This is a genomic window from Chitinivibrionia bacterium, assembly GCA_009779925.1.
Taxonomy (GTDB): domain Bacteria; phylum Fibrobacterota; class Chitinivibrionia; order Chitinivibrionales; family Chitinivibrionaceae; genus WRFX01.
Map to the genome: position 1 here is coordinate 1 of WRAZ01000026.1, position 24,732 is coordinate 24,732.

A 24,732-nucleotide genomic window follows, 5' to 3' on the forward strand; every position below is an offset into this window, starting at 1 on the left:
AAACAAACTTTATGCAAAAAGCAGAAAATTCTCCGTTATTGCTCTTTCACAAAATCGGTATTTACTTCTATTGAGTTTCCTTTTTGGCTTATTATGCCTATTCCGTATTTATTTGCTTTTTCTACGGTTGCTTTGGGGAAAGAAAGCCCTGCGATACCTAAATATATTTTGGGATTGGGGATTTCCTTAAAATGTTTTTTGAATTGTACAAGTTTTTCGGTCATCATCTCATCTATAAAATTGGGATGAATACGGTTTTTAACTTCTATGAGCGCCGCCGACTCTCCATTTACTAAAACAATATCGAATTCGCAACTTTCTTTTCCGACGATTTGCCAGTTGGGATACATTTTGTCGAATTTAACACCTGCAAACGTAAGCGTTTCGGCAAAGGCATTCTGAAAAAACTCTTCGGCGGAAAAACCTATGTTTTTTACGGTGTTGCCAACAAGTGCTTCAAGTTTCAGTAAGCGTTTTTCTGCTTCTTCGGCGTATTTCTTACGCGTTGCTTCGTTTTCTTTTTGCAATGCTCTTATCTCCCTTATCTCCGCAAAACCTTTTGCGTTCTCTTCTTTTTGCAATGCTCTCATCTCCGCAAAATCTTTTGCGTTCTCTTCTTGTAGCTTTTCTACACGCGCAAAACCTTTTACGTTCTCTTCTTGTTGCTTTTCTATACGCGCAAAATCTTTTGCATTCTCTTCTTGTAGCAATGCTCTCATCTCCGCCTGCGATGCTCTCATCTCCGCAAAACCTTTTGCGTTCTCTTCCATTAACTTTGCGGTTTCGGCTGTTTTCTTCGCAGTTTCCGCCATTATAGCTCTAATCTCAGCTAATTCTATTTCCCATTTTTCCATAATCTACCTCCAAATATTGCAAATCTTTAATACAAAATACTATTTGCCCCGCCAACAAAACCGCCAAAAGAGGAAAAATGCAAAACAAAAAAAAGGAACAGGCAAAACTGCCTGTTCCTTACTGACGATTAACCAAAACGGAATTTCTCCGTATAGTTTAATCTGCTATTAAGGAACAAAAGTACTTCCTAAAGACACCCAATCGCCCCAAACGCCGCAAACATTTTGAAGTCTTACTTCAGCAAACCAAGTTCCCGATGAAGAAACCTGATGGTGGAAAAAGTAGAACGAACCGTCAAAATTACCCTGAATGGTTGGTAGCCAACCGGAAGTTGGCTGTTGTGAAACTCTAAACTGAGCGGCGCTTACACTGCTGTTATGCCATACATATGCGGAAATTTCACCCCCTATCCATTGATCAAGATGACCAGCGATGTTTACCTGCGCAGCGTCGCACATATTAACGAAAATACTTGCTTCTTCGCCCGCTCCGCAAACCGAGTTAAAGGCTCTTACTCTTATCTCGTACTGACCGGGATTAAGACCTATAAAATTATTGGTTTGAAATTGTGTAGTGTTGCCGATATCTTCCCAATCGCTAACACCAACAACTCGAAACTCATAACGCTCAGCTCCTGAGACCTGACTAATCGAAATTTGAGCCCAACCATTGCCGCTACCGATAAGCCCCAAATTAGGCATTGCCAAAGTTCCGCACAATGTTATACCCTCAACTCGCGCTACAATACCTTCTCCGCAAGGGTCAATGGCTCTTACCTGCACATTAACCAGACGACCTATTGGTTCTTGAATACGAAACTCTCTGTTTGTAATGTTTTGCCAAATTGTTGTTCCGCCCGCAGGATGCCAATTAAAACCATCAAACCAAAAGGCATCGTATCTAAACTGATAGCGTGTTGCTCCGACAACTTCGTCGAATGCGAACTCGGCAAATCCGTTGCCTACGTTTGTCGCTCTAAAGTTAGTAGGTGCGGGAGCGAGGGATAAACACGGCTCTCCTGCAGTTATTTGCGTAATTGCGGCAGAGAGAGGTCCGTTATGAACGCCTGAACGAGCTAAAACCACGAAACGATAGGTTGTTGCCGGAATTAAACCGCTAATTACCGTCGTCGGATTTCCTTCTGCTGGCTGAGAAATTGTATATTCTCCAACAAAATCACCGGTTGAAGCGTTAGTTGCGCGCACAATATACGATATGTTAGCGCCGCCCGTTCTTGTCCAAGTAAGTCCAATCGAATTTTCGGTAATCATACCTTCACCGGTTCTTACCGCAAGACCGCTCACCATCGGAATTGCTGTCGTGCTTTGAGTAAGTGCTGTTGAGGGAAGTCCGTTATGACCGCCTAAACGAGCTAAAACTACAAAACGATAGCTTGTTCCGGGAATTAAGCCGCCAATTTCCGTCGTCGGGTTTCCTTCTGCAGGCTGAGAAACTGTGCGCTCTTCAATGTTCCCTGTTGAAACGTTTGTTATGCGCACAAGATAATTTGTGGCAACATTCGCTCTTGTCCAAGTAAGGTTGATTGAAGTTTCGGTAATCATATTCTCGCCTTCTCTTACCGCAAGACCGCTAACAGTCGGAAGCGCTGTTGTGCTTTGAGTAAGTACGTTTGAAGGAAGTCCGAGATGACCACGATAACGAGCAAAGACTACGAAATCATAACTTGTTCCGGGAGTTAAGCCTCCAATTCTCGTCGTCAGATTCTCTTCTGCAGACTGAGAAACCACGCGATCTCCTCCGACAGGCTCGCCGGTTATTGTGTTCGTTATGCGCACAACATAATCTGTGTTAATATCGCCCACTCTTGCCCACGTAAGCTCAATCGAAGTTTCGGTAATCATATTCTCACCTGTTCTTACCGCAAGATTGCTCACCGTCGGAGCCGCTGTTGTGCTTGCGGAAAGTATGTTTGAGGGAAGTCCATCATGACCGCCATCACGAACAAAAACTACTAAATGATAGAGTGTTCCGGGAATTAAACCTCTAATCACCATCATCGGAACTCCTGCTTCAAAATCATTAGCAACGGCAACGTGCTCTGCAAACGTGCCTGTTGAAGCGTTTGTTATGCGCACAACATAATCTGCAGTAGTTTCCGCTTTTGTCCACGTAAGGCTGATTGAAGTTTCGGTAATACCGTCTGCTCTTACCGCAAGACCGCTAACCGTCGGAAGCTCTGTTGTTTTTGCGGAAAGTACGTTTGAGGGAAGTCCGAGATGACCGCTATAACGAACAAGAACTACGAAACGATAGTCTGTTCCGGGAGTTAAGCCTTCAATTTTCATCGTCGGGTTAATTCCTGTTGCAGTCTGAAGAACCACGCGGTCTCCTCCGACAGGATCACCTGTTAAAGCATCCGTTATGCGCACAACATAATTTGTGGCGATACCCACTCTTGTCCAAGTAAGTTCAATTGAAGTTTTTGTAATCATACCCTCACCCTCGCTTGTTCTTACCGCAAGATTGCTCACCGTCGGAAGCGCAGTTGTGCTTGCGGCAATTACGTTTGAGTTAAGTCCGTCATGACTGCCGTCGCGAACAAAAACTACAAAACTATAGTTTGTTCCGGGTATTAAGTCTTCAATTTTCGTCGTCGGATTTCCTGCTTCGGGATGACGAACTTCAATTTCATCAGATGACCCTTCCAAAACGTCTGTTATACGTACGATATACACCGTAGTATCGTGTATTCTATCCCACGTAAGTTCGATTGAAGTTTCGGTAATTCTGCCTTCGCCTGTTCTTACAGCAAGATTTCTCACTGTCGGAAGCGCTATTGTGCTTCCCGAAGCCACATTTGACGCGGGGCTTTCGTTTCTTTCTTCATCACGAGCGAAAACTACAAAAAGATAGTTTGTTCCGGGTGTTAAGTCGGATATTGTCGCAGAAATACGATCTCCGGTATTCTCCTGAGGAACAACTCTTTCTAAGATTACCGTACTCGTTTGAGCGTTAAATATGCGCACAAGGTAATCAACTACGTTAGTATCCGCCGCTCTTACCCAATTGAGCCCAACACTAGTTGTAGTAATTGAAGGCAAAGCTACCGCAAGATCTGTAATTGCCGAAAGTTCCGCAGCTCTTGTTCGTCCGTTTTGAATTTCCGACGGAATTCCGAATGTAGGAAGTTCTTCTACTAAGCAAATGTCATTTAGCGCGGTTATTCTGTACCAATAACGGGTACTTCTTTCCAAATCTCTGTCAACAAATTGCGTAAAGTCAACAGATGGCGTGCCCGTGCGAAAATTTGCCGCAATTGTATCCCACTGACCGCCGACAGCTTCCGAACGCTCTACCATATAACCTGTAGCGCCCTCAACATTGTCCCAGCGAATTGTTAAAGAATTTTCGGTTAGGCTTGCTTCGATATCGGTAATGACTACTTGTGCAGGTGTTCGGCAAGTTATTCCGGAAGCTACAAATCCTCTGTTGCCCGCAAGATTGCAAACATTAACGGAAGAAACAAAATAGAAATATTCGGTCGTTCTGTTTAACGGTCCTCTGTCTTCCCAAGATGTTCCTCTAACAGGATTTTCGCCTGACACGCGAACTGCCGATTGCACATTAGCGGTTAATCCGCGATATACGTTATAGGCGATTGCGTTTGGTACAGTTCCCCAAGAAACCATCATAGATGTCGCAGAAGACGCTCTTGCATTTCCGTTCCAAGGCGCTGGCAAAAGCGTTTCACAATTAGAGCCTGTAAATACTTCTACGATGCTCGACATTGCGCTTCTTGCACACGAGTTTATCGCTATTACATAGTATTGATAAAAAACAGTCGAATCCAAATTCGCGTCTATAAATTCCGTACCTATAACAATTGCGCGACTTTCGAATACGGTACTGTTTCTTCCGACTGCGCGAAACACTTCGTATTGTTCCGCATTTCTTGCGGCAGTCCAAGAGATTTGCACTCTGTCAGACGTAAGCGACGACGACGTTATACTCACTTGCTCCGGTGTCAGACATTCGGTTCTCGCGCTTACAATTGCCGACCATTCGCTTTCTTGGCTGTGCGAATTTCTTGCTCTTACACGATATGAATAATTTGTAAGCGGCGCAAGGTTTAAGTCAGTAAATTCAATTCTATCGGTTGTGCCTACGTTCATCCAAGTCGTGTCTGTGCCTGTTCTGCGCTGAATTTCGTAAGTATCGGCGTTAACGTTTCGAGCCCAAGAAATTCTTATTGTGTTGTTCGTTCTGTTAAGAACTGCCGCAACGCTGTCCACAATCGGAAATGTGCCTTCTTCAAGACGCGGAGCAAGAATTCTTGCATTGGCTGAGCCTGAAGTATTTACATTGCCTGTTCCACAGCTGTTTATTGCTACAACTCTGTAGAAATAAGTTATTCTGCTAGGTGTGTTTGCCGTCAATTCCGCTTCGGTTAAGGTGTTTGTAAATCTTGTGTTTTCTCTGCCTTCAACTCTTCCGATAGGCGTAAATATTCCGTTTTCCACTGTACTGCGGAATACCTGATAAGCGATTACCGTTCTGTCGTTGATTTCGTTCCAAGAAACTTCTATGCTCGTTTGAGACACTCCGCTTGCCGCTATACCGCTTACAGTTGCGGGAGCGCTAACGCATCCGGTCTGAGCAGAAACAGTGGTATCGGTTGTCCACACGCCCTGTCCGCATTCGTTTATTGAGGCAATTCTGAATTGAAAAAAAGTTCCCGCGTTAACAATAAGGGTATGCGTTAATGCGCTGAGCGTTATGTTGCCTGCGGGGCTAAACCACCCGCCTTGCCAAGTTCCCCATTGCAAAATATATTCGGTTGCGTCTTCTGCCGCATTCCAGTTTACTCTTATAGAAGTCGGAGTTAATGCAGTCGCAGTCAATCCCTCGGGCGCGTCGGGTCCTAAGCATCCCGTTGACACGTCAACCATATTCGAGAAAGCGCCCAATCCGCAGTCGCTCGCCGCTCTTACTCTAAAGTAGTAAGTTTCCGAAGGCTCTACATTTCCGAGCGTAAAACTGCTGCCGTGCACTGCTTCAATACGGACGTTGCTTTCAACTACTTCCTCGTTGTCAACGGAGCCGATAGTAATAGGGCTGTTGCTGTAAAACAAAAAATAACGATTTGCACCGTTAACATTTGTCCAATCAAGCCGAATTCCCAATTCGCCGCCAAACGTACCTGCAACTGCGTTGAGATTGCTCACCGCTCCGAGACTTACGCACGGCGCCGAGAAAACAGCGGACATAGCGCCTTCATTCCCGTTAGCGCAAACTCCGGCAACTCTGTACCTTGCGAGCGCCGACCCTGACGCGTCAAGGTGAAACGTGTCAGGAACTACAGCGATTAAGCGAAAGCTAAGCTCGCCGCCTTCACTGTTGCTACGATACACATTGTACTCAACAGCTCCCGCTACTTCACCCCAGATGACTTCTATTAAGCCACCCACCAATATCGCTTCCGTCCTAACGGGAGCGCCCAATCCGTCTGGTCCTTTGTCCTCTTTGTCATCACTGGAACAAGCGACCAAAAAAGCAATGAATGCCACAAAGGCAAATAGCATTGCTACCCCACTAAATTTTCTCATAAAGAATACCTCCTTACAGGTTTAATGTTTTGAGAAAAGTAAATGTATATGATTTGTCCACATATATATTTATATATATGTGAGATTTGTTTGCGCTTGTTAAAAATACAGGTACTAAGAGAGAGAGAGAGAGAGAGAGAGTAATTTCGACCTTATACTCCTGTCAAGAGTATCCTTGAAATTTATGAGATTTTTCATAATTTTGCCCATTTTACCCCTTTTTGCAAAATCGGCTATATTAAGCCGAGATTTAGATTTTGCGCGAGAAAATAATATATGCCTTAATGAATATGCAAAAAAATGTGAAAATAAAGTGATTTTCTTATTTTAGCGTTTTCCTCTTCTGTATAACTCGTCGTGACTTCCGGTCCTTTCAAGAATTACATTTTGTTTGTCTGTCGAATACATCAACAACCAATTCTCACGAATGTGGCACTCGCGATACCCTTGTAAATCTCCACGCAATGAATGGTCTTTGTATTTTCGCGGCAACGCTTCTCCTTTTTCGAGATACTCTAACACGGCATTCAATTCATCGTAATTGTATCGCTTCTTGGCAAGCGTTTTCCAGTCTTTTTCGAATCTATCGGAAATTGCTATATCTTTCATTGTCTTACAAACTCAACAAATGACTTTTCAAATCTTGCGATGACTTAAATCTTTTAACTCCAACGCCTGCTTGAGTTTTACTAATTGACGATAATGTAGTTTCATTGGGAATTTCGCCTACGCGCACGCAACCCTCGTTCACAATAAGAGCAAGGTATTTCTTTAATGCTTGTGAAATAGTTGTGCCTTGTTCTTCAAGCAATGATTTGCACCTGTATTTCAATTCATCTTCTACACGAAAAGTTATTGTGGTCATACTACCTCCTTTTAGAATAGTAATATAATATTTGCCAAAGAGCGGTGGAGAGAAAATTAAGGGCGAAATATTTTTTCATCCTAATTAAGAATAAGTGAAAAAATGTGAAAATAAAATAACACGGGCACATTCAGCGCCCGTTTACACCGATTTTCGCCCGATACCTGTAAATTTTCCCGCTGATACCCGTTGCTTCAACTATAATCAGATACGCACCATTGGCGACGCGTCGTCCGTTGTTGTTGGTTAAATTCCAGAAGATAGCACCATCTATCGTAGGGGCGGGTTTGAAACCCGCCCCTACATCGTCCACCGAAAACACAACATTACCCAACACATCAAATATTCGCAGGTTTATTCTTGCAGGCTCGGGAGTTTTTACGCGAATTCTCGCAACATCGGAAACGATGGGATTTTTCAACAAAATTCCGTATCGAGTGTTGCGCGGAGGATTGTTTCTGATTAAGGTTGGAGGAACTTCAAATCCTTCGAGAGCAAAAACAGCAAGCGCGAGTTCTTCTTTTGAGCCGACGAAAATATTGCCTTTCCCGTTTCCTGCAACGCCGTGAGGGTTGAAAAAGCGGGTGTCAAAAGGAAATTGTCTGATTATTTCGCCGCTGGGACTTAAAAGTATCAATCTGCCCGAACCGCTTCGTTCGAGGATGTAAAAATTTCCGTCTGCAAAGCCGCCGCCTGCGTCGCCGTCGATTACCGATTTTCGGGTGTAGCTGTCCGAAATTATTACGCCGTAAGTTCCCGCCGTAAAATTGCTTTCTATGGTCAGCGTTATGTCGCCGATTGATATTATTTCTTGGGTTGGCTGGGTTGTTATTGTGTTAAATTCTATGGTTTCGCTTGTTAGGCAATATCTGTAAACCCTGCTTCCCCTTGCAAACCATAAATTATTCGTCGTTGTATTTAACGAAATCGAAGTTATGCTTCTCATTGTGCTTACGGCGTTGTAATCCAAGCTTATTGTATTGCCGTTCAAAGTAAATTTTGCTATTGTTTCGTCGCCCCAATGAGCGCCGCCCATTAACAAAAAACCGCTGTTGTCCGAAGCAAATTCCATTTTTATGGGACTTCTGCCCTCTGTGTTTCCGTCCAAAATTGTGGTTTTAACTTCGGTTTCGAGGTCGATTTTTGTTATTCCGCCCGCAACGCCGCCAAGCCAACTGCCTCGGTCGATTACAAATAAACTGTTGCCGCGAAAAAGAATTTGATATACGTTCGCAAAATTGCTCGTAAATTCACGCAAAACATTTCCGCTTTCGTCCATTTCCAAAATCAGTGAATTTGCCGCGGGCTGAAAAGCGTTATCGAGATAATGCAAGGCGACGTAAATTTTTCCGTTGTGATGTTTAACGTCCTGAAGATGAACGATATGCGGGCTTACCGATTGGTATTCGATTAAAGATATGTTTTTTTGGAATGTGATGTCCGTGCCGAAAGAGGCGAAAACCGTCGCGGCAAATAAGGCGGTTAATAGGTATAAGCGTTTTATCATTTTTTTTCTCCTGTTTTGTGTAGGGGCGGGGTCTGCCCGCCCTGTTTATCCGTCCATATTTTTCCGTTTAGTCCCGTTTGGTTTTGCGCGTTTTGGGCGGGCAGACCCCGCCCCTACAGCAATTTGGCGAACAATTATCGATTTACGCCAATTCGGGTGGAATATGTGTGAATTTTTCCGCTGATACCTCTCGCTTCAACTATAATCAGATACGTTCCGTTGGCGACGAAACGACCTGATTGGTTGGTTAAATTCCAGATGATGGCGTTATCGGCGGCGTTTGTACGGGCGGGTTTCAAACCCGCCCCTACGGAGGTTTCCGTAAATACAACATTCCCCAAAACATCCAAAATTCGCAGGGTTATTTGCGCGAGTTCGGGAGTTATCACCGAAATTCTTGCAATATCCGAGACTATTGCGTTTTCGAGCAAAATGCCGTATCTGATGTCGGTCGGATTTCGGTCGCGGATAAAATTGGGGTTGCAAGAACCATCGGTTAATTGCGGGATTGGTCGCGTTTCTATTGTTTTTCCGCAAATGGTGCAAATTCTTGCTTCCTCGCCGTCTTCGGTGCAGGTTGGCTCTTTGGTTGTAGTCCAATTTTCTGCAACGCAGGGTGTATGTTCGTAGTGAGCCGCAAATTCCTGCAAATGCGCAAAGCCGCCGTTTATATGTACGTTGATTGCCCAAATATCGTCGAAATCCCAGTCGTCGAAAGTTGCCTTGTTTTTTAACGCGGCGGGTAATACGCCATCAATTCCGTTGATTTCTGCAGAAATGTTGCCTACTGCCAAGTCGGCTGTCGTCAAGTCGAAGAATACGGAAGTCGCCGTTATGTCGGGGGAGTTTGCATTTCCGATTATTGCGGCGGGTCTTGTTGCAAAACCGCCGGTGAAATTTCCGCGAACATAACAGTTTTCTATTTCTGCCAAATACGCGGCAACGCCTATAAATCCGCCTGCCGAAACAGACGAGTGGGCGGCGTTAATGTTTCCGTTTACGTGGCTGTTTCTGATAATAATCGATCTTTGCGCTTGTCCTACAAAGCCGCCTATGCGTTGAGCTACGCCCGAAATATTCACATTCGCAAAACTTTCTTCGATAAGCAGATTATTTCCGTGCGAATATCCCGCAAATCCGCCCAAACGAATACCGCCGCCGCCCGTTCCTTGCCCCGTAGCAGGGCTCAAAACGCTTGCATTTACTCGACTGTTTCGGATTATTAGATTATCGCTGTTTGCCCAACCGATTAAACCGCCCGCAAAAGAGGCGTCGGTATCGGCGCTGCTTGTTCCGCCTTGACCTAAAACCGTTCCGCTTACAAAAACGTTTTCTATGGTTTTATCGGAATTGTAGAAGCCCGCTAAAATTCCCGCATAGCTTCTGCCCGACTGCGCCGCTTTTACGTTCGCCTCTACAAGATTTACGTTCTTTATTTGTCCGTCTGTTATATAGCCGAACAATCCTGCAAACATTGTCGGAGCGACAGTTAAGCCCGAAATCGTATTGCTTTGTCCGTCAAAAATTCCGCCAAAAGGGTTTTCTGCATTTCTGCCTATCGGAGCCCAATTTCCCGATAATGTAATATCCGCGCCTAATTTTACCGTTTTGCCTTCAAAATCGTCAATTCCTTCGTTCACTAAAAACGCAAGACGTTCTAAACCGTTTGCCGTCAAAATCACGAACGGGCTTTCTTTGCCGTCGTACCAATCAACTCTCGGTCTGCATCTGTTAAGAACTTCGCACCAAACGAAATCGGGATTTTCTTCGCATCTTTGTTTGAGTTCTTCGTCGGGCAAACTAATGCAATTTTCTTCGTCTTCGCACCAGATTTCGCCTCTTTCAAAGCAAATTTCTTCGGGATTTCTCGGGTCTATGGCATAAATAAAGCCCCGCAAATGCGGATAACCGTTGTTTTTTCTTGGGTCAAAAGCCCAAACGGCGTCAAAGTCCCAAGCGGCGAAAATGTCGCTTTGCAATCTCAGATTTTCCGTGAATTGCGCGGCGTTGGCGTTGATATTAACGCCGACCCCGACTGCGTTTCGCTCGGTTATTTCTCTGTCAAAATAACTGTTCACAACTTGCACCTGATTGATGTTTCCTGCAATAGCGCCGATATTTGACTGCGCTCCCGTTCCGTTCATCAATATTCTGCCTGTAGAATAACTGTTTTCTATTCTTGGTTGCGGATTAGCCGTGGCGGTATTTCCTCCTGCAATCCCGCCGATAGTCGGAGTAGCGTTTGTTCCTATTACTTCGACCGTGCCGTCAAAATAACTGTTGATTATAAGAGCCGCAATACCCATCGGTCTGCCCGCAAGTCCGCCAACCCAATTTATTCCCGCTACCCAAGCCGTTGAAAAACTGTTTTCCAATCTTCCTGCAAGGTCGCCGACAATTCCGCCGACCCAAGAGTCGTTAACCCTGATGTAAGAATTGATTAAACCGAGGTTTCTTATTGTTCCTGCAACCCCGACGTTTCCAAACAATCCCTGACCGCTCCCGCCCGCGGAATTCATATAAACGCCGCTTATAGTATGGAAATTGCCGTCAAATGTTCCGCGAAATTGTCTGCTGGCGGTAGCGCCCGTGCCTGTTCCTATCGGAACCCAGACGTTAGCGGGAGGAGCGGTTTCCCAGTTATGCCAATCCGTCGCCGAATTATCGTTGAGTTCTATGTCCGCGCCGAGTTTAAAGTGTCGTCCCTCAAAAGTTGCAGGGGTCGCCATATTTATAAACGCCGAAAAATACGTCAAATGCTCTCTTTCGCTTATTATCCACGGGTCGTTTTCCGTTCCGTCGCCCGCAAAAAAGTCGTCAACAGTTTTAACTTCAAGATTTTCGTTGCCAAAGACGGGATAAGCGCTTGGATAATAGTTCCATTTTCTTATCGATACGTTATGATTTTCGGGAATTGTTATAATAGCGCCGAAACCGTTTAAGGCGTTTATCAAATCCAAACTTTGCATTTGAGCCGTGGTTTTGCCTATACCTGCGCCCGCCTGACCGCTTGTCTGACTGTCGTAAAAACTGTTAAACACGCCTGTTCCCGAAACTATTCCCGCCAGTCCGCCGGCAGCTCCTCTTGTCGATACTACGCTACCCGCGGCAAAACTGTTGCTTATAATCGGACCTACAAAAGTTCCGCCGACAAGCCCGCCTGCAATGCTGTCTCCCGAAACGTTGCCTGTGGCAAAACTGTTATGTATCGCCGCCGCGCCTGTTTGATTGCCGACAAGTCCGCCCGAGCGCAAATTTCCGCTGACGGAAGCATTGGAACTGCTGTTATATATTTGTCCGCCGCCGTTGTTTCCCACAAGCCCGCCGATATTGTTTCCGTTGAGCATTGAGAACGCTCCCTGTATGGATATTCCCGCTACAGTTCCCGAAGAACGGCTGTTGTCTATGACCGCGTTGTTGGCGCTGTTGCTTCCTGCAAGTCCGCCGACGTTTTCGCCGCCTTGCACATTTCCGTTAAAATAGCAGTTAATAATTCTGCCGCCCGCATTGACCTGCGCAACAATTCCCGCAACCCGAGCCCATCCTCTTGAAAAAGATTTGATTACATTCAGATTTTTTATTGTTCCGTGCGCCACGTTGCTTACAACTGCGCCGACATATCCGAACAATGCCTGATCGTTTGACAAAGCGCTTATGTAAGCGCCGCTTATAGTGTTGCCGTTTCCGTCAAAAGTCCCTCTGAAAGCGTTTGCATTGGTTGAGCCTATCGGCGTCCAACGATTATCGGGCGCAACGGTCGCCGACCAATCTTTCCAATTCGATACATCGTTCAAGACAATATTTGCCCCGAGCACAACGACCTGCCCCGCAAAATTATTTCCGCCGTTAACCAACTGCGCCAAACCCGCCAAATCTTCGGCGGTATTTATAGTAAACGGCGACGTTTCCGTGTACCAATCAGTATTCGCCGTTCCGTCCCAAACCGCTTGGGCGAACAAAATTTGCGCGGTCATCCATATCGCCGCGATTACCTTAAAAACCATAAAAATCTCCTTTTTTTAATTAAAATTTCTCCCTTGCGGCAATAATCGTTATTGCCGCAATTATACATAAAAACCTTATCCTTTCTACACTAATTTCTGTTTATTTTCCCCCGAATTTTCTCCACCGTCTCAATAAACGAAACGGGGGTTGGCGAGCCTATTGCATAGCCGTCTATAATGTAAATCGCATTACTTCTTATCGCCGACATATTTCTGAACCGCGACCACCGCCTGATTTCGTTTCGCGACATTCTTTCCATATCGGCGATTATTATTATGTCGGGATTTGCCGCCACAACAGCCTCCGCCGAAACCATTGCGCCGCCCTCCAGATTAAAGGCGTTTTGTCCGCCTGCACCTTCTATCATTTCGTTTCCCAGCGTGTTGCGCATTATCGTAAAAATCGGATTTGCGCTCAACTGAACGAATATTATCGGACGGTTTTCAATCGCCTTGTTTTCTTCGATCATTTGCGAAAGCCGCTTGTCGGTAATCGCCAAAATACTGTCCGCTTTGGGCAAAACATTCGCAATTTCAGCGATTTTTCTGAAATTTTCGCGCAATTCTTCGTAATTTTTGGGGTCTAAAATCACCAAAACATTCACGTTTGCTCTTCGCAATCTTTCTATAAGCGAGGCGTTTGTAAGTCCGCCCGCAATTACAATATCGGGGTTAAGCGCCATAATGCTTTCGCCGCTTATGTTCATAACATCGCCGATAACCGAGGCGTTTTCACCGCCCAAACAAAACGAAGTTCTCCCCACCAAAAGAGAGTCCGAGCCCAAGGCGACAAGCTGATTTGTCGCAGGCGGAGCAAGAGAGACAATCCTTTGCGAAAAAGCAACGATTGCGCAAAATAAAACAATAATAACAGGTTTCAAAAACATAAAAACTCCTTTTTTTTCATTAAAAAATACGTTTTGTGCAATCAGGTTAAACAATCATCTGCATAATAATTTATCGCCTTTGCTAAGCTTTTGCAATCGAGAACGTCCACTGTTTTTTTTCCTCTTAGCAATAAATGCAGCAAATCATCTATGCTGTTTTGTTTGTCGTTGTATATTTCCAGCCTCCAGTCGGCGGTGTAATGCGTGCATATTTTCCCGTAAGTACAGCTGAACGCGTGCAAAAAACGGTTCAACGCCCTTATGTTGTCAACGTCAATCCAAATCATAATGTCCTCTTTTGTTCCGTCGCCGAAAGCGCTGTGTCCAAAGCAACTTTCAACCGTCTGAAAATGCGCAATTCTGTTTATCGCCATACACAATTCGCTGATTTCAACGTCGATGTCGCTGTAGTTTATTTGCGTATTTTCGTCTCTAATCATAAAAAACCTCCTTTGTTTTGTTAAAATTTATTTTTTTCAAGAATCATTTGCGCCGCCGTGTATCCGCTTGCAGTTGTCGAAAAAATTCCGCAGCCGGGACGTATCCATTGCCCAACCTGATACAGATTTTTTATGTGCGTGGTTATCGGCATTTTCGCCTCGTGATAATGAATTCCGGGGCTTTGGAAACCGTAAATCGAGCCGCCCGTGCTTAAAGTGTATCTTTCGCAGGTGTCGGGAGAGCCGATTTCCACGAGGTCTATGTATTCTTTAATGCCCGGATAAACGGCGTTTAACTCGTCAATCATTTTGTCGGCGACAATTTTTTTGTCGTTTTTCCAGTTGCGGCTGTCGGTCTGCTTCACAAAAGAAAACATTAGTATTGTAGGGTCTGCCATAAATTGAATTCCGTGCATAATTGCCAAATTGTCGCATTCAAAAGCCGAATTTTCGCCGCGCAACCGCTTGTAAGGCGCGTCTATGTCCTTGTGCCGAGAATACATTCCGACATAGCAATCTATGTATTTTTCGTAGCCTTTTTTCATTCCCAAATACACTATTACGGCGGGATCGGCGGGTTTCAATCGCGAAAGACGGGTCTGATAAACGGACGAACGGCTATTCTCGTCAAGCAAATTGTGGTGCAAACTATAAGGCGAGCATCCCGAAACCACCAAATCGCAGTCAATGGAAAGCCCGTTTTTTGTTTTTACGCATTTTACCACCCTGTTTTCGCATAAAATCCGCTCGATTTTGTCTTCCAATATTATTTTTCCGCCCGTTTTTTCTATAAATTTCGCCAACGCTTTTGGAATTGACGAAAATCCCCCGACAACCCCGTGCGTTCCGTTGCGAAAATGCGAATTAAAAAGCATTTGCATGAACATGTGCTCGCCAAATCCGGGGGTTATTCCGATATACATCCACATTCCCGAAAGGAAAAAGCGCAATTTTTCGTCGTCAAAAATCTGTTCGAGATACGAGCCGTAAGAATGCCTCCTGAATTTGTCGGTTTTTGTGTGGTCTTCGTCCAAAAGCCCGCGTTTTCCTTTGTCCCAGAGCGTAAAAACTTCGTCGTAAAGCAAATCCAAATCCGAAAAATATATATCCAAGCCCTTTTTCTGATGTCCGTAATCGTCGTAAAGTTTTGCGATAACATCGTCTTTGTTCGACGGCATAATTTCTGTTCCGTAAGGCGAAATTGTGCGGTACATTTCGGGATATTCAAAGGTTTTTATTTCGTCGTTTATGCCCAACTGCCCCAAAACAGTGCGGACAACCCCGCCCTCAGCCAATGCGGCTGTGTGAATTCCCGACTCAAAACGGTAATTTTTTCTGCCGAAATTATGCGCGTATCCGCCGACCCTGTCGTGCTGTTCCACAACAACGACTTTTGCTCCCGCCTGCGCCAAAAAAGCGCCCGTGATAAGCGCCCCGTTTCCGGAGCCGATTACAACTACTGTCTTCATATTGCTCACAATACGAATTCTCCTTAAAAACAAGTTAAAGCAATGTTAAATTACAAACAAAACAGTTTCGGCAGAGCGCCAAATCCCATTACGTTATAAAAACAACAAAGCCCAATACAACACAACAGCCGACAAAACATCGACCAAGTATCGTTTTTACATCTTAAAAACTTCCGCAATTTCGTCTTCAGCAAAATTGTTTAAAGGTAATAAATTTCGCGTTGGTGTTCCGACTGAGAGCCCTTGCCTTTCGCCTTCCCAAAAAAAATTCGGTGGCGGTAATTAAAGACAGGTTTAACTTACTCATCACGGCAACTGAGATTGTTTATGAATTCCACATAATTCCCCGATGCGCGAAATATTTGAGGGTAAAATACTATTTGGAGAAAGTAATTTGCGAGGTTTTTTGGAAAATTGTGAAAGTTTTGTGAAACTAAACACTGTTTAGTTTTTTTGAAACAGCAAAAAAAAGACAGACTGTATTTCCTGTTTCTTTAATTAAAACAGATTATTATCTTTATGAATTTCTCCCCAACTCTTCCGCCCTGTTTGTCGCCGCAATTACTGCCGCCTTTATAACATCGCGAATTCCGCCGTTTTCCAAAGCGGTATTTCCTGCAACCGTTGTTCCGTTCGGCGACATTACGCGGGCTTTGAGCGTTGCAGGACTTTCGCCTGCCTGTTGCACCATTTTCGCACTGCCTAAAACGGTTTGAGTTGCACTTTTCAGCGCGATTTCGTAAGGCAACCCTGCCGCAACTCCCGCTTCCGCAAACGCTTCTATTATAGTATAAATATACGCGGGACCGCTTCCAGAAAGCCCCGTCGCCGCGTTCATTTGACTTTCGGGGATTTCAAACGAAATTCCGACCGAATTGAGTATTTGTTCAACCACGCTTTTGTCGTTCTCATCACAAAAAGAATTTAGCGAATAAAGCGAACAGCCCTCCCCTATTAACGCTGGAGTGTTCGGCATAACCCTTGCGATTTTCGCGTTTTGCGGAAGCAAATTTTGCAACGTGGAAATGCTTATTCCCGCCGCGATAGAAATCCATAGACAACCGTTGTTTTTCCCAACTGTTTCAAAAACCGAGAGCGCTTCTTTAATTATTTGGGGTTTTACGGCGACTAAAACTACGTCGGGTTCGCCGTTTTCAAACCATAAATCAGGAGCTTTGATTTTTGCAAAAGTGAATTTTTCAGCGGAAGCGGCAAAGGTATCCCAAATCTCAAATTTAACTTTTTCGCCGTATGATTTGTGCAAACCGTCGATAATAGCACCGCCCATATTTCCACAGCCGAGAACGCATATTTTCATTTAATCTCCTTTGATTTTTTAATGAAATCCGCAACCTTTTCTTTTTCCCCGCTATGCAAAGCATTTACTATAAAACTCCCGACAATTACGCCGTCGCAGACTTCTCTGAATTTCTGCACGTGCTCAACGCACGAAACGCCGAAGCCTGCCAAAACGGGGATTTTACTTTCGCCTGTCATATATTTCAGATGCCCGTAAATATCGTCTCGGTATTCTCGACCTACTCCTGTTGTTCCGTTGAGCGCGACTGCGTAAATAAATCCTTGCGCGCCGTCAAGCAAAGTATTCTGCCTTTCTCTCGGAGTTGTCAGCGAAAGCAGGCGAAGGAGCGAAATTTCGCTACCCTCCAAAAACGGCTCAACCATTTCTCTATGTTCAAACGGCAAGTCGGGGATTATCAAGCCTTTAACATCAGTGTCTTTAAGTTCTGCTATAAACTTTTCTACGCCGATATTGTAAATCGGATTGAAGTACGACATTATCACAAGCGGGATTTTCGTCTTGATTTTTTGCAGTTTTTTTACTACGTCCATTAGGCTTATATTCCTTGCCAATGCCCGAAGCCCAGCCTTTTGAATTACCTCGCCGTCGGCAACGGGATCAGAAAAAGGGATGCCGATTTCGATTGCGCTAACGCCGCAATCCTGCAAAAAAGTAATCGTTTCTTCAAGTCCGTCAATTCCTTTTTCGTGGTCGCCCGCCATTATGTAAGGCACCATTATTGTCTCGTTTTTCGCTTTTAATTCGCTTAAATGTTTTTGCAAAATATTCATTTTTGCCCCCCGCTTCTCAAATTGTTCGGCTTCAATTTGTCCATAGTGCCGTCTTTTTCAAAGCGCTCTTTAATTTGTATTACGTCTTTATCGCCGCGACCCGAAAGGCAGACTATCATAGTTTTGTCCTTGCCGAGTTCTTTGGCTAATTTTATTGCGGCGTGAATTGCGTGAGAGCTCTCCAATGCGGGAATTATTCCCTCGGTTTTGCATAAGATTTTGAACGCTTCGAGCGCTTCGTCGTCCGTACAACTCAAATATTTTGCGCGTTTTATATCGTTAAGATGACAATGCTCGGGACCAATCCCCGGATAATCCAAGCCCGCCGAAATCGAAAATGCTTCCATTATTTGACCGTTTTCGTCTTGCAAAACGTCCATAAGGCAACCGTGCAAAACGCCTTTTCGCCCTTTTGCTATAGTTGCGGCGTGTTTGTCGGTGCCAAGCCCCAGCCCCGAAGCCTCAACGCCGAACATCTGAACGCTTTCGTCATTTACAAACGGATAAAAAAGCCCTATTGCATTTGACCCGCCGCCAACGCAGGCAACAAGCGCGTCGGGAAGTTTGCCTTCTTTTTGCAGAAACTGCGCTTTCGCTTCTCTTCCGATAACGCTCTGATAATCGCGGACAATCTGCGGAAACGGATGCGGTCCCAAAACCGAGCCCATAACGTAATGCGTGTCTTCCACCCGCGCAACCCAAGACCGAAGCGCCTCGTTTACCGCGTCTTTAAGCACTTTTGAGCCGCTGACAACGCTTTCCACTTTTGCGCCGAGCAACTGCATTCTGAAAACATTCAACGCTTGCCTGTGAACGTCTTCTTCGCCCATAAAAATTGTGCATTCCATACCGAAAAGCGCCGCCGCAGTCGCAGTTGCAACGCCGTGCTGTCCAGCTCCGGTTTCGGCGATAATTTTGTTTTTGCCCATTTTTCGCGCAAGCATAACCTGCCCGATTGCGTTGTTTATTTTGTGCGCGCCCGTGTGGTTTAAGTCCTCGCGTTTCAAGTAAATTTTTGCGCCCCCTGCAAATTCCGTAAGATTTTTTGCAAAATAAAGCGGATTTTCGCGCCCGACATATTCTCTTAAATATTCGTCAAATTCGCGCTGAAAATCTTTGTCTTCCAGCGATTTTTTGTAAACTTCTTCCAATTCTTTTACCGCATACATCAAGGTTTCGGGGATAAATTGCCCGCCGAACTCGCCGTAAAACCCCTTTTCGTTCGGAAAATTATACATTTGCTGTGTCTCCTTTTGCTGTTTTGCAAAATTTTTTTATTTTTTCAATATCTTTTATTCCGTCCGTCTCAACTCCGCTCGAAACATCAACCGCGAACGGTGCAAAATATTTTATTGCCGAAACAACATTTTCGCAATTTAATCCGCCTGCCACAAAAAATTCTCTGCCTCGAATTTTGCTTAAATCGACCTTTTCCCAATCAAATTTTTCGCCAAAACCCGAATTTTGAGCGTCCAAAAGAAGCGGCATTTCCGAAAAATCGCACGGGTTTTGAGCGAATTCTCCGTCAATAATTTTTATCGCTTTGATTTTTTGGATATGCTCCCCTATTTTTTTGCAATAATCACTGCTTTCGTTTCCGTGCAACTGAACAATATCGAGCCCTACATCTTCTGCTGTTTTCAGCAAACTTTCAATGGGTTCATCAACAAAAATGCCGACGGTTTTCACGTTTTGCGGCACAAATTCAGTCAATTCTTTCGCTTTTTCTACCGAAATATTTCTCTTGCTTTTATTAAAAAATACAAATCCCACAAAATCCGCGCCAGCCTCAACCGCCGCGGCAAGCGCCGCTTTTGTCGTTATTCCGCAAATTTTTACTTTCACCTGCTAACTCGCAACTCCTCTATTTTACTCGCAATATCTCCCGCTTTCATCAAAGTTTCGCCCACCAAAACTCCGTTGAAATCCTTTGAGAGCCTCTTAACGTCATCAGCCGTTTTAATTCCGCTTTCACTTATGTAAAGCGCGTTTTCATTAAATTCTTTTGCCAAATCAATGCTGTTTTCCAAACCTACTACAAAAGTTTTAAGATTTCGATTATTTACGCCTATAATTTCTACGTTTAACTTCTGAGCAATCCTCAATTCCGCCAAATCGTGCACTTCCACGAGTATTTCCAAACCCAAACTTTTGGCGTAATCATACAGCGATTTCAGGTCTTTTTCGTCGAGCGCGGCAACAATCAGCAAAATCATTGTGGCGCCTGCGTTTATGGCGCGGTTTATCTGCTTTTTATCCAAGATAAAATCTTTGTTAAGCACGGGAATTTTTACCGCCGCCGCAACTTCGCGCAAATCGTCAATGTTTCCTTTGAAAAACACGTCGTCGGTTAAAACGGAAATTGCCGCCGCACCGGATTTCTCGTAAGATTTTGCCTGCGCAACAACATCAACGCCGATGTTTATGTCGCCCAAAGACGGAGAAGCCCGTTTAAGCTCGGCTATAACCTGAATTTTATCGTTATTTTCCCTCAAATATTGGGCAAACGAATATGTTTTACGAATTTTTTTCGGAAGTTCGTCTTCCATTTTTCTTATTTCAAGTCGTTTTTGCTGTAAAATATTATCCAAAAATTTCATTTTTTTTCTCCATTACGGATTTTATTGTGTTCAACTTAAACTCTGTTTCGTTCCACTCGCCTTCGGGGGTAGAACCCGCCACAATCCCCGCCGACGACTGAAAATATACGTTATCGCCGATTTTAATAGCGGTACGAATTGCAATTGAACTCAAAATATTTCCGTTGAAGTCAAAAAAGCCGAACGCTCCGCCATAAACTCCACGCTCGTATTTTTCCAATTCCTGAATAATTTCCATAGCCCTGACTTTTGGCGCGCCCGTTAGCGTTCCAGCAGGAAAACAAGCTTCAAATATCTTCATTTTATTACAGGTTTCGGGAATTTTTCCGCTTACAATCGACACTATATGAAAGACGTTGGAATATTCTTCAATAATCATAAATTTATCCACTTTTACCGTTCCGTCTTCCGCGTAAACTCCTATGTCGTCCTGTGCCAAATCTACAAGCATAACGTGTTCCGCGCGTTCTTTGGGGCTGTTTATGAGGTCTTCAAGCAGTTTTTTTCTTTCGGCTTCGTTGTTTCCCTTGCCCTTTGAAGTCCCCCCGATAGGACGAATTTCCATGTGTTGGTTTTCGATTTTCAGTTGCAATTCCGGCGAATTTCCAATGAGCGAATAGCCGCCTCTCTCCCAGAAAAACATATACGGCGACGGGTTAATTTTGCGGATTTCGCAGTAAATATCTATCGCTTTTGCTTTTGTCTTTATCTTTTTGCGATTTCCGAGTATTATCTGACAAATTTCGCCTTTCGCAATATAATCTTGGGCGATTTTGAAATTTTCAAAAAATTCTTCGCGGCTAACAGTGTTCTCTATTTTGCCTGCAAGATTTGTCTCAAAAGGCTCAACGACCGCGTCTTCTTTGCCATATAGCATAACCTCTGAAGACGTCCCATCGGTCGTTGAGCTTACAGAAACACATTTTTTCGCCGCTATGAAATCAAGAATTTTTTTTCTTTCATCGGAAGCGTCTTCGGTAATAAAATTCGACGCCAACTTAACAGAACTGTCCTTTGTATTCTGTATCAGAAGATGCGAATAATACGTCAGATAAACATCCGGCATACCTAAATCATCAATATTTTTGCGCTCTATTTCGTTTATATAATGCAAATATTCATAGCCGAAATATCCTATTAAACCGTTGCCGTAATCCAAATCGTTTTCTATGCCGAATATTTTTTTTATTCGTGGAAAAACATCGCTAAACGCCGCAACTTTGCAGGATAAACCACCAAATTCGGCGGCAAATTTGTTTTTCAGCTCCTCGTATTCGCTTTCAAAACTCATTACTCCCCTATCGATTTTTATGTCGAATTTTGGAAACAATCCTACAATGCTGTTGTTTCTGTCGATGTCGGGACCTCGCGCCGAATCTAAAATACAGACGTTTTCAGCGCCGAATTCCAAGTGAAATTCGCGAAACAAGTCAAAAAACTCCAAGTTTTTTTCTATATTCTCTGTTAATAAAACTTTCATAATTCCCACCTTGTTTCTATTTGTAGTATCAAATATAATAAATCGGAAACTGCGCTGTCAAGGCAAAACGTAAAATTATTTGTTTTTTCTGCGCTTAAAACCCAATGCAGACTTAAACTCGTTAATTTTTTGCATACGAGCGTCGTCGGGAGATAAACTTGCGAGCATACTCTTTATGAGTATCGACGGAATTAAGTAGGCGTACCAAATTACAAGCGCAATTATGCAAGCCGTTATTCTTTTCGGTCTGTATCTCCACTGAGCGGCGCGCGCTTCGTCGATTATGTAAATTGCGGAAAAGTCGCGGTCAATGCGAAGTTGCGTTTGCAATCGCTGTTGCATAAGCAATGCTTCCAATTGCTCAAGCATTCGCGCCTGCACCGAAAGTTGTGTAAATTCATCGCTTAGATTTATGATATTGGTAATCCCCGGAAAAATGTTTCCGAAGCCTCCTGTTTCAAGTTGAGTGTTTTGATTTCTCAGAAGCGCTATTCTACGGTTCAAAACCGATATTTCAGCGCTTGTCGGAGAGCGGGTTAATCGCAGAAGTTCTATTTGTTGTTCCAGCGCCGAAATCTCCGCAAGATTGGCGGCGTAAGTCGAAAGCGTCAATTCCATTTGTGTGGGCATATTAAAAATACTGTGTTCTTTTTGGAATTGAGTTAAAGCGTCCGAAGCTTGACGTGCAAGTTGAGCGTTTTCTTCAATTTGTCTGTCCAAGAAATCAATCGCGCCTGCAAAACTTTGCGCGTAAATGTCTCGGCTTCTTTCAATCAGTTTTTCTATCATAAAGTTTGCAATATCGGCGGCGCGTTGCGGGTCTTTGTTAGAAACAGTCAAAGTAATCGACAAAACGCCTGTTATTCCCAAGCCGCCCTCTTCCGACATACTTACAGATAAATCGTTCCTGAACGCGCGTATCGTCCTGTCAAGCGGATTTATATTGTTTCTGTGCTCTTTGTAATACTCTATAAGATTAAATCTTTCTATAGCCGCTTCGATAATGTATCTTGAATTAAGGATTTCGACGTACTGTCTCGTAGAAAACGGATTTTCCCCGATAATATCGGCAACACTGCCTAACGACGGTCCTCCCATAAGTCCCATAAAGCCGCTTCCCGAAGACCCGCGAGGCAAAAACACCACCTCGGACTTAAAGTGCTTTGGTAAAAACGAAACAACAACAAACACCGCAACGGCGATAATTATCCCCGAAACAACTATTTTTACTTTCTGTTTCGCCAAAATTATGAACAAATCAAGTAAATTTACCTCTTTTTCCATTTTTTAACCTTACTGTTTTCCATTAAATTTTTCTTTACCAAACTAAACTCATTCAATGACATTTACTGACTTTGAATAAACATCATAACTGTTACCGCCGCCGTTAAAGTGGTCGCAATACTGCCGACAATACCCCAAATTCCGCCTCTTATTGCAACATTTTGTTGGCGCTCTTGTTGTGATACAAAGTCTCTTTCGGGAACCCAGATTATGTCGCCGCGCTCTATTTTTTGAACATCGCGCAAACTTATGCGATTTTGTGTTCCCGCTTTAATTACTTTTATTTGTCTTTGCATTGCCTCGCTTCTTAAACCGCCCGCCTGAGCAATGTAAAAATTAACGTCCCGCCCCTCCGCAAAATCAACAAAACCCGGTCGCAAAACTGCGCCCATTACATTTACCGTCCAGTCGTTTCGTTCAATAACAATTTCGTCATTTTCACGCAAAAGCAGATTTTTTATTGAGTTATCGTCCTTAATTTCGGCGAAATTCATACTTATCCGCGTTTCGTTAGCAGTGGTAAATCTTAAGAAATTATTTTCCGAAGGCGTTATTTGTATGCCGCTTTGTATAGCTATTTGTTTTCGCTCTTCGGTCGCCGCGGTATGCACAAAATTTCGACGCACAATTCTGCTTGCGCCCAAAAAAGCGTCGTTTGTAAAGCCGCCCGCCATTTGTATAACGTCAATTAAGCGCGTGTGATTTTCCTGAATTACGTAAGTCCCCGGGAAAACAACTTCGCCCGAAATTTGCACCTGACGAACAGGACGAAACTCAGCTCTTCTCGGAACCATAACTACGTCGTCTCTTTGAAGCGCGAAATTTGCGGCATTATCAAAATTTACCGTTATTGTTTTTATGGAGTCTCTGTTATTTCCTATGGTACGCGTTATTGAAATTGCGGAACTGTCCGCCGATGAAAACATTCCGCCGCTGATTGCAATTAAGTCCAAAAGTTTGTCGCCTTCAACAAAGTCATAAATCCCTGTGTGAAGAATGTCGCCGTTTATCATTACCTGCAAGTCTCTTTGCGGAACAAAAATTACGTCGCCGTTTCTGAGGCTAACCGACGGTTGTCCCATAATTCTCTCGCTCGCAACTACATCGACAATCCTTGTTCCGTGTCTGGGATGAATAAGCTGAACTTCGCGTAAATTTGCTTTTAAATTCGCTCCGCCGACTAATTCAATAACGGAACTCAATGCTAAGTTTCCCATAACCACGTGAGTTCCCGGATTATTCACCTGACCGAGAACTTGTACGGGAATTTCTTTTACCCGCGCAACAAAAATATCGACGCTTCTTGCTCTGTATTCTCGCTGTATCAGCTCAAGAATTTGTTGTTTTGCTTCCCGCAATGTCAATCCGCTGACATTAACCGCCCCTACTGTCGGAATTATTGCGATTTCATTGTTTGTTATAGAAATATTCAATAAGGTTTCACGAACTCCCCAAACCATAGCCTGAAGAATATCGCCCGCACCCAAAAAATAACTGTCTTCGTCTATAAAGAAGTCGGTCGGTCTGGGCAATTTTAATAATTGCCAGTCAACCGCATTATTACTCAAATCCATACTTACGGGCGGCGATACGGTTCTTCTTACGCCGCCATTCCCTTGCACACCGTGCATACCTTGCATATTTTGTTGCACACTCTGCATACCGTACATTTGTTGCATACTT

At 44.0% G+C, this 24,732-nt stretch carries 17 protein-coding genes and 1 riboswitch; all 17 genes read right to left on the reverse strand.

Translation table 11 applies throughout. The annotated features are described in order from the left end of the window. Positions 1–35: 35 nt before the first annotated feature. Positions 36–854: a hypothetical protein gene (locus FWE23_07830; GenBank protein ID MCL2845341.1), complete on the reverse strand. Its 819-nt coding sequence runs from the start codon at positions 852–854 to the stop codon at positions 36–38. Positions 855–1,022: 168 nt separating this feature from the next. Next, the gene (locus FWE23_07835; GenBank protein MCL2845342.1) at positions 1,023–6,422 is read right to left on the reverse strand and encodes a fibronectin type III domain-containing protein; all 5,400 of its coding nucleotides are present in this window, start codon (positions 6,420–6,422) and stop codon (positions 1,023–1,025) included. Between the two features lie 327 nt (positions 6,423–6,749). Further along, the gene (locus tag FWE23_07840) at positions 6,750–7,031 is read right to left on the reverse strand and encodes a type II toxin-antitoxin system YafQ family toxin (GenBank protein MCL2845343.1); all 282 of its coding nucleotides are present in this window, start codon (positions 7,029–7,031) and stop codon (positions 6,750–6,752) included. A 4-nt stretch (positions 7,032–7,035) separates the two neighbouring features. Then, positions 7,036–7,287 carry a type II toxin-antitoxin system RelB/DinJ family antitoxin gene (locus FWE23_07845; protein MCL2845344.1) on the reverse strand — a complete coding sequence of 84 codons (252 nt, stop codon included), beginning with the start codon at positions 7,285–7,287 and terminating at the stop codon, positions 7,036–7,038. A gap of 130 nt (positions 7,288–7,417) precedes the next feature. Next, positions 7,418–8,794 (reverse strand): hypothetical protein, encoded by a 1,377-nt coding sequence (locus FWE23_07850; protein MCL2845345.1) that lies wholly within the window; start codon positions 8,792–8,794, stop codon positions 7,418–7,420. Positions 8,795–8,928: 134 nt separating this feature from the next. Then, a complete protein-coding gene (locus FWE23_07855; protein MCL2845346.1) occupies positions 8,929–12,798 on the reverse strand; it encodes a hypothetical protein in 3,870 nt (1,289 codons plus the stop codon). Between the two features lie 89 nt (positions 12,799–12,887). Continuing rightward, on the reverse strand, positions 12,888–13,685 hold the full coding sequence (locus FWE23_07860; protein ID MCL2845347.1) for a helical backbone metal receptor: 798 nt from the start codon (positions 13,683–13,685) through the stop codon (positions 12,888–12,890). Between the two features lie 41 nt (positions 13,686–13,726). After that, positions 13,727–14,125 carry a hypothetical protein gene (locus tag FWE23_07865; GenBank protein ID MCL2845348.1) on the reverse strand — a complete coding sequence of 133 codons (399 nt, stop codon included), beginning with the start codon at positions 14,123–14,125 and terminating at the stop codon, positions 13,727–13,729. 20 nt (positions 14,126–14,145) lie between these two features. After that, positions 14,146–15,594 (reverse strand): NAD(P)/FAD-dependent oxidoreductase, encoded by a 1,449-nt coding sequence (locus tag FWE23_07870; GenBank protein MCL2845349.1) that lies wholly within the window; start codon positions 15,592–15,594, stop codon positions 14,146–14,148. 201 nt (positions 15,595–15,795) lie between these two features. Then, positions 15,796–15,966, reverse strand: a riboswitch (cobalamin riboswitch). A gap of 145 nt (positions 15,967–16,111) precedes the next feature. Continuing rightward, positions 16,112–16,912 (reverse strand): pyrroline-5-carboxylate reductase, encoded by an 801-nt coding sequence (gene proC / locus FWE23_07875; protein MCL2845350.1) that lies wholly within the window; start codon positions 16,910–16,912, stop codon positions 16,112–16,114. After that, positions 16,909–17,685, reverse strand: a complete 777-nt coding sequence (gene trpA / locus FWE23_07880; GenBank protein ID MCL2845351.1) for a tryptophan synthase subunit alpha — start codon at positions 17,683–17,685, stop codon at positions 16,909–16,911. Before trpA ends, proC begins: the two co-directional genes overlap by 4 nt. After that, positions 17,682–18,923, reverse strand: coding sequence for a tryptophan synthase subunit beta (gene trpB / locus FWE23_07885; GenBank protein ID MCL2845352.1), 1,242 nt, complete (start codon positions 18,921–18,923; stop codon positions 17,682–17,684). Before trpB ends, trpA begins: the two co-directional genes overlap by 4 nt. Further along, complete coding sequence (locus tag FWE23_07890) at positions 18,916–19,530, reverse strand: phosphoribosylanthranilate isomerase (protein MCL2845353.1); 615 nt, start codon at positions 19,528–19,530, stop codon at positions 18,916–18,918. Before FWE23_07890 ends, trpB begins: the two co-directional genes overlap by 8 nt. Then, positions 19,527–20,285, reverse strand: a complete 759-nt coding sequence (gene trpC / locus FWE23_07895) for an indole-3-glycerol phosphate synthase TrpC (GenBank protein ID MCL2845354.1) — start codon at positions 20,283–20,285, stop codon at positions 19,527–19,529. Before trpC ends, FWE23_07890 begins: the two co-directional genes overlap by 4 nt. Next, positions 20,269–21,765: an anthranilate synthase component I family protein gene (locus FWE23_07900; GenBank protein ID MCL2845355.1), complete on the reverse strand. Its 1,497-nt coding sequence runs from the start codon at positions 21,763–21,765 to the stop codon at positions 20,269–20,271. The genes trpC and FWE23_07900 overlap by 17 nt, the downstream gene beginning before the upstream one ends. Before the next feature lie 75 nt (positions 21,766–21,840). Further along, a complete protein-coding gene (locus tag FWE23_07905; protein ID MCL2845356.1) occupies positions 21,841–23,049 on the reverse strand; it encodes a hypothetical protein in 1,209 nt (402 codons plus the stop codon). A 62-nt stretch (positions 23,050–23,111) separates the two neighbouring features. Beyond that, positions 23,112–24,728: an SLBB domain-containing protein gene (locus tag FWE23_07910; GenBank protein MCL2845357.1), complete on the reverse strand. Its 1,617-nt coding sequence runs from the start codon at positions 24,726–24,728 to the stop codon at positions 23,112–23,114. Positions 24,729–24,732: the final 4 nt, after the last annotated feature.

What these genes read in the sequence shown, in the direction of transcription:
- FWE23_07830 (MCL2845341.1), bottom strand. Translation starts at nt 854, where the DNA reads ATGGAAAAATGGGAAATAGAATTAGCTGAGATTAGAGCTATAATGGCG.
- FWE23_07835 (MCL2845342.1), bottom strand. Translation starts at nt 6,422, where the DNA reads ATGAGAAAATTTAGTGGGGTAGCAATGCTATTTGCCTTTGTGGCATTC.
- FWE23_07840 (MCL2845343.1), bottom strand. Translation starts at nt 7,031, where the DNA reads ATGAAAGATATAGCAATTTCCGATAGATTCGAAAAAGACTGGAAAACG.
- FWE23_07845 (MCL2845344.1), bottom strand. Translation starts at nt 7,287, where the DNA reads ATGACCACAATAACTTTTCGTGTAGAAGATGAATTGAAATACAGGTGC.
- FWE23_07850 (MCL2845345.1), bottom strand. Translation starts at nt 8,794, where the DNA reads ATGATAAAACGCTTATACCTATTAACCGCCTTATTTGCCGCGACGGTT.
- FWE23_07855 (MCL2845346.1), bottom strand. Translation starts at nt 12,798, where the DNA reads ATGGTTTTTAAGGTAATCGCGGCGATATGGATGACCGCGCAAATTTTG.
- FWE23_07860 (MCL2845347.1), bottom strand. Translation starts at nt 13,685, where the DNA reads ATGTTTTTGAAACCTGTTATTATTGTTTTATTTTGCGCAATCGTTGCT.
- FWE23_07865 (MCL2845348.1), bottom strand. Translation starts at nt 14,125, where the DNA reads ATGATTAGAGACGAAAATACGCAAATAAACTACAGCGACATCGACGTT.
- FWE23_07870 (MCL2845349.1), bottom strand. Translation starts at nt 15,594, where the DNA reads ATGAAGACAGTAGTTGTAATCGGCTCCGGAAACGGGGCGCTTATCACG.
- proC (MCL2845350.1), bottom strand. Translation starts at nt 16,912, where the DNA reads ATGAAAATATGCGTTCTCGGCTGTGGAAATATGGGCGGTGCTATTATC.
- trpA (MCL2845351.1), bottom strand. Translation starts at nt 17,685, where the DNA reads ATGAATATTTTGCAAAAACATTTAAGCGAATTAAAAGCGAAAAACGAG.
- trpB (MCL2845352.1), bottom strand. Translation starts at nt 18,923, where the DNA reads ATGTATAATTTTCCGAACGAAAAGGGGTTTTACGGCGAGTTCGGCGGG.
- trpC (MCL2845354.1), bottom strand. Translation starts at nt 20,285, where the DNA reads ATGAAATTTTTGGATAATATTTTACAGCAAAAACGACTTGAAATAAGA.
- FWE23_07900 (MCL2845355.1), bottom strand. Translation starts at nt 21,765, where the DNA reads ATGAAAGTTTTATTAACAGAGAATATAGAAAAAAACTTGGAGTTTTTT.
- FWE23_07905 (MCL2845356.1), bottom strand. Translation starts at nt 23,049, where the DNA reads ATGGAAAAAGAGGTAAATTTACTTGATTTGTTCATAATTTTGGCGAAA.
- FWE23_07910 (MCL2845357.1), bottom strand. Translation starts at nt 24,728, where the DNA reads ATGCAACAAATGTACGGTATGCAGAGTGTGCAACAAAATATGCAAGGT.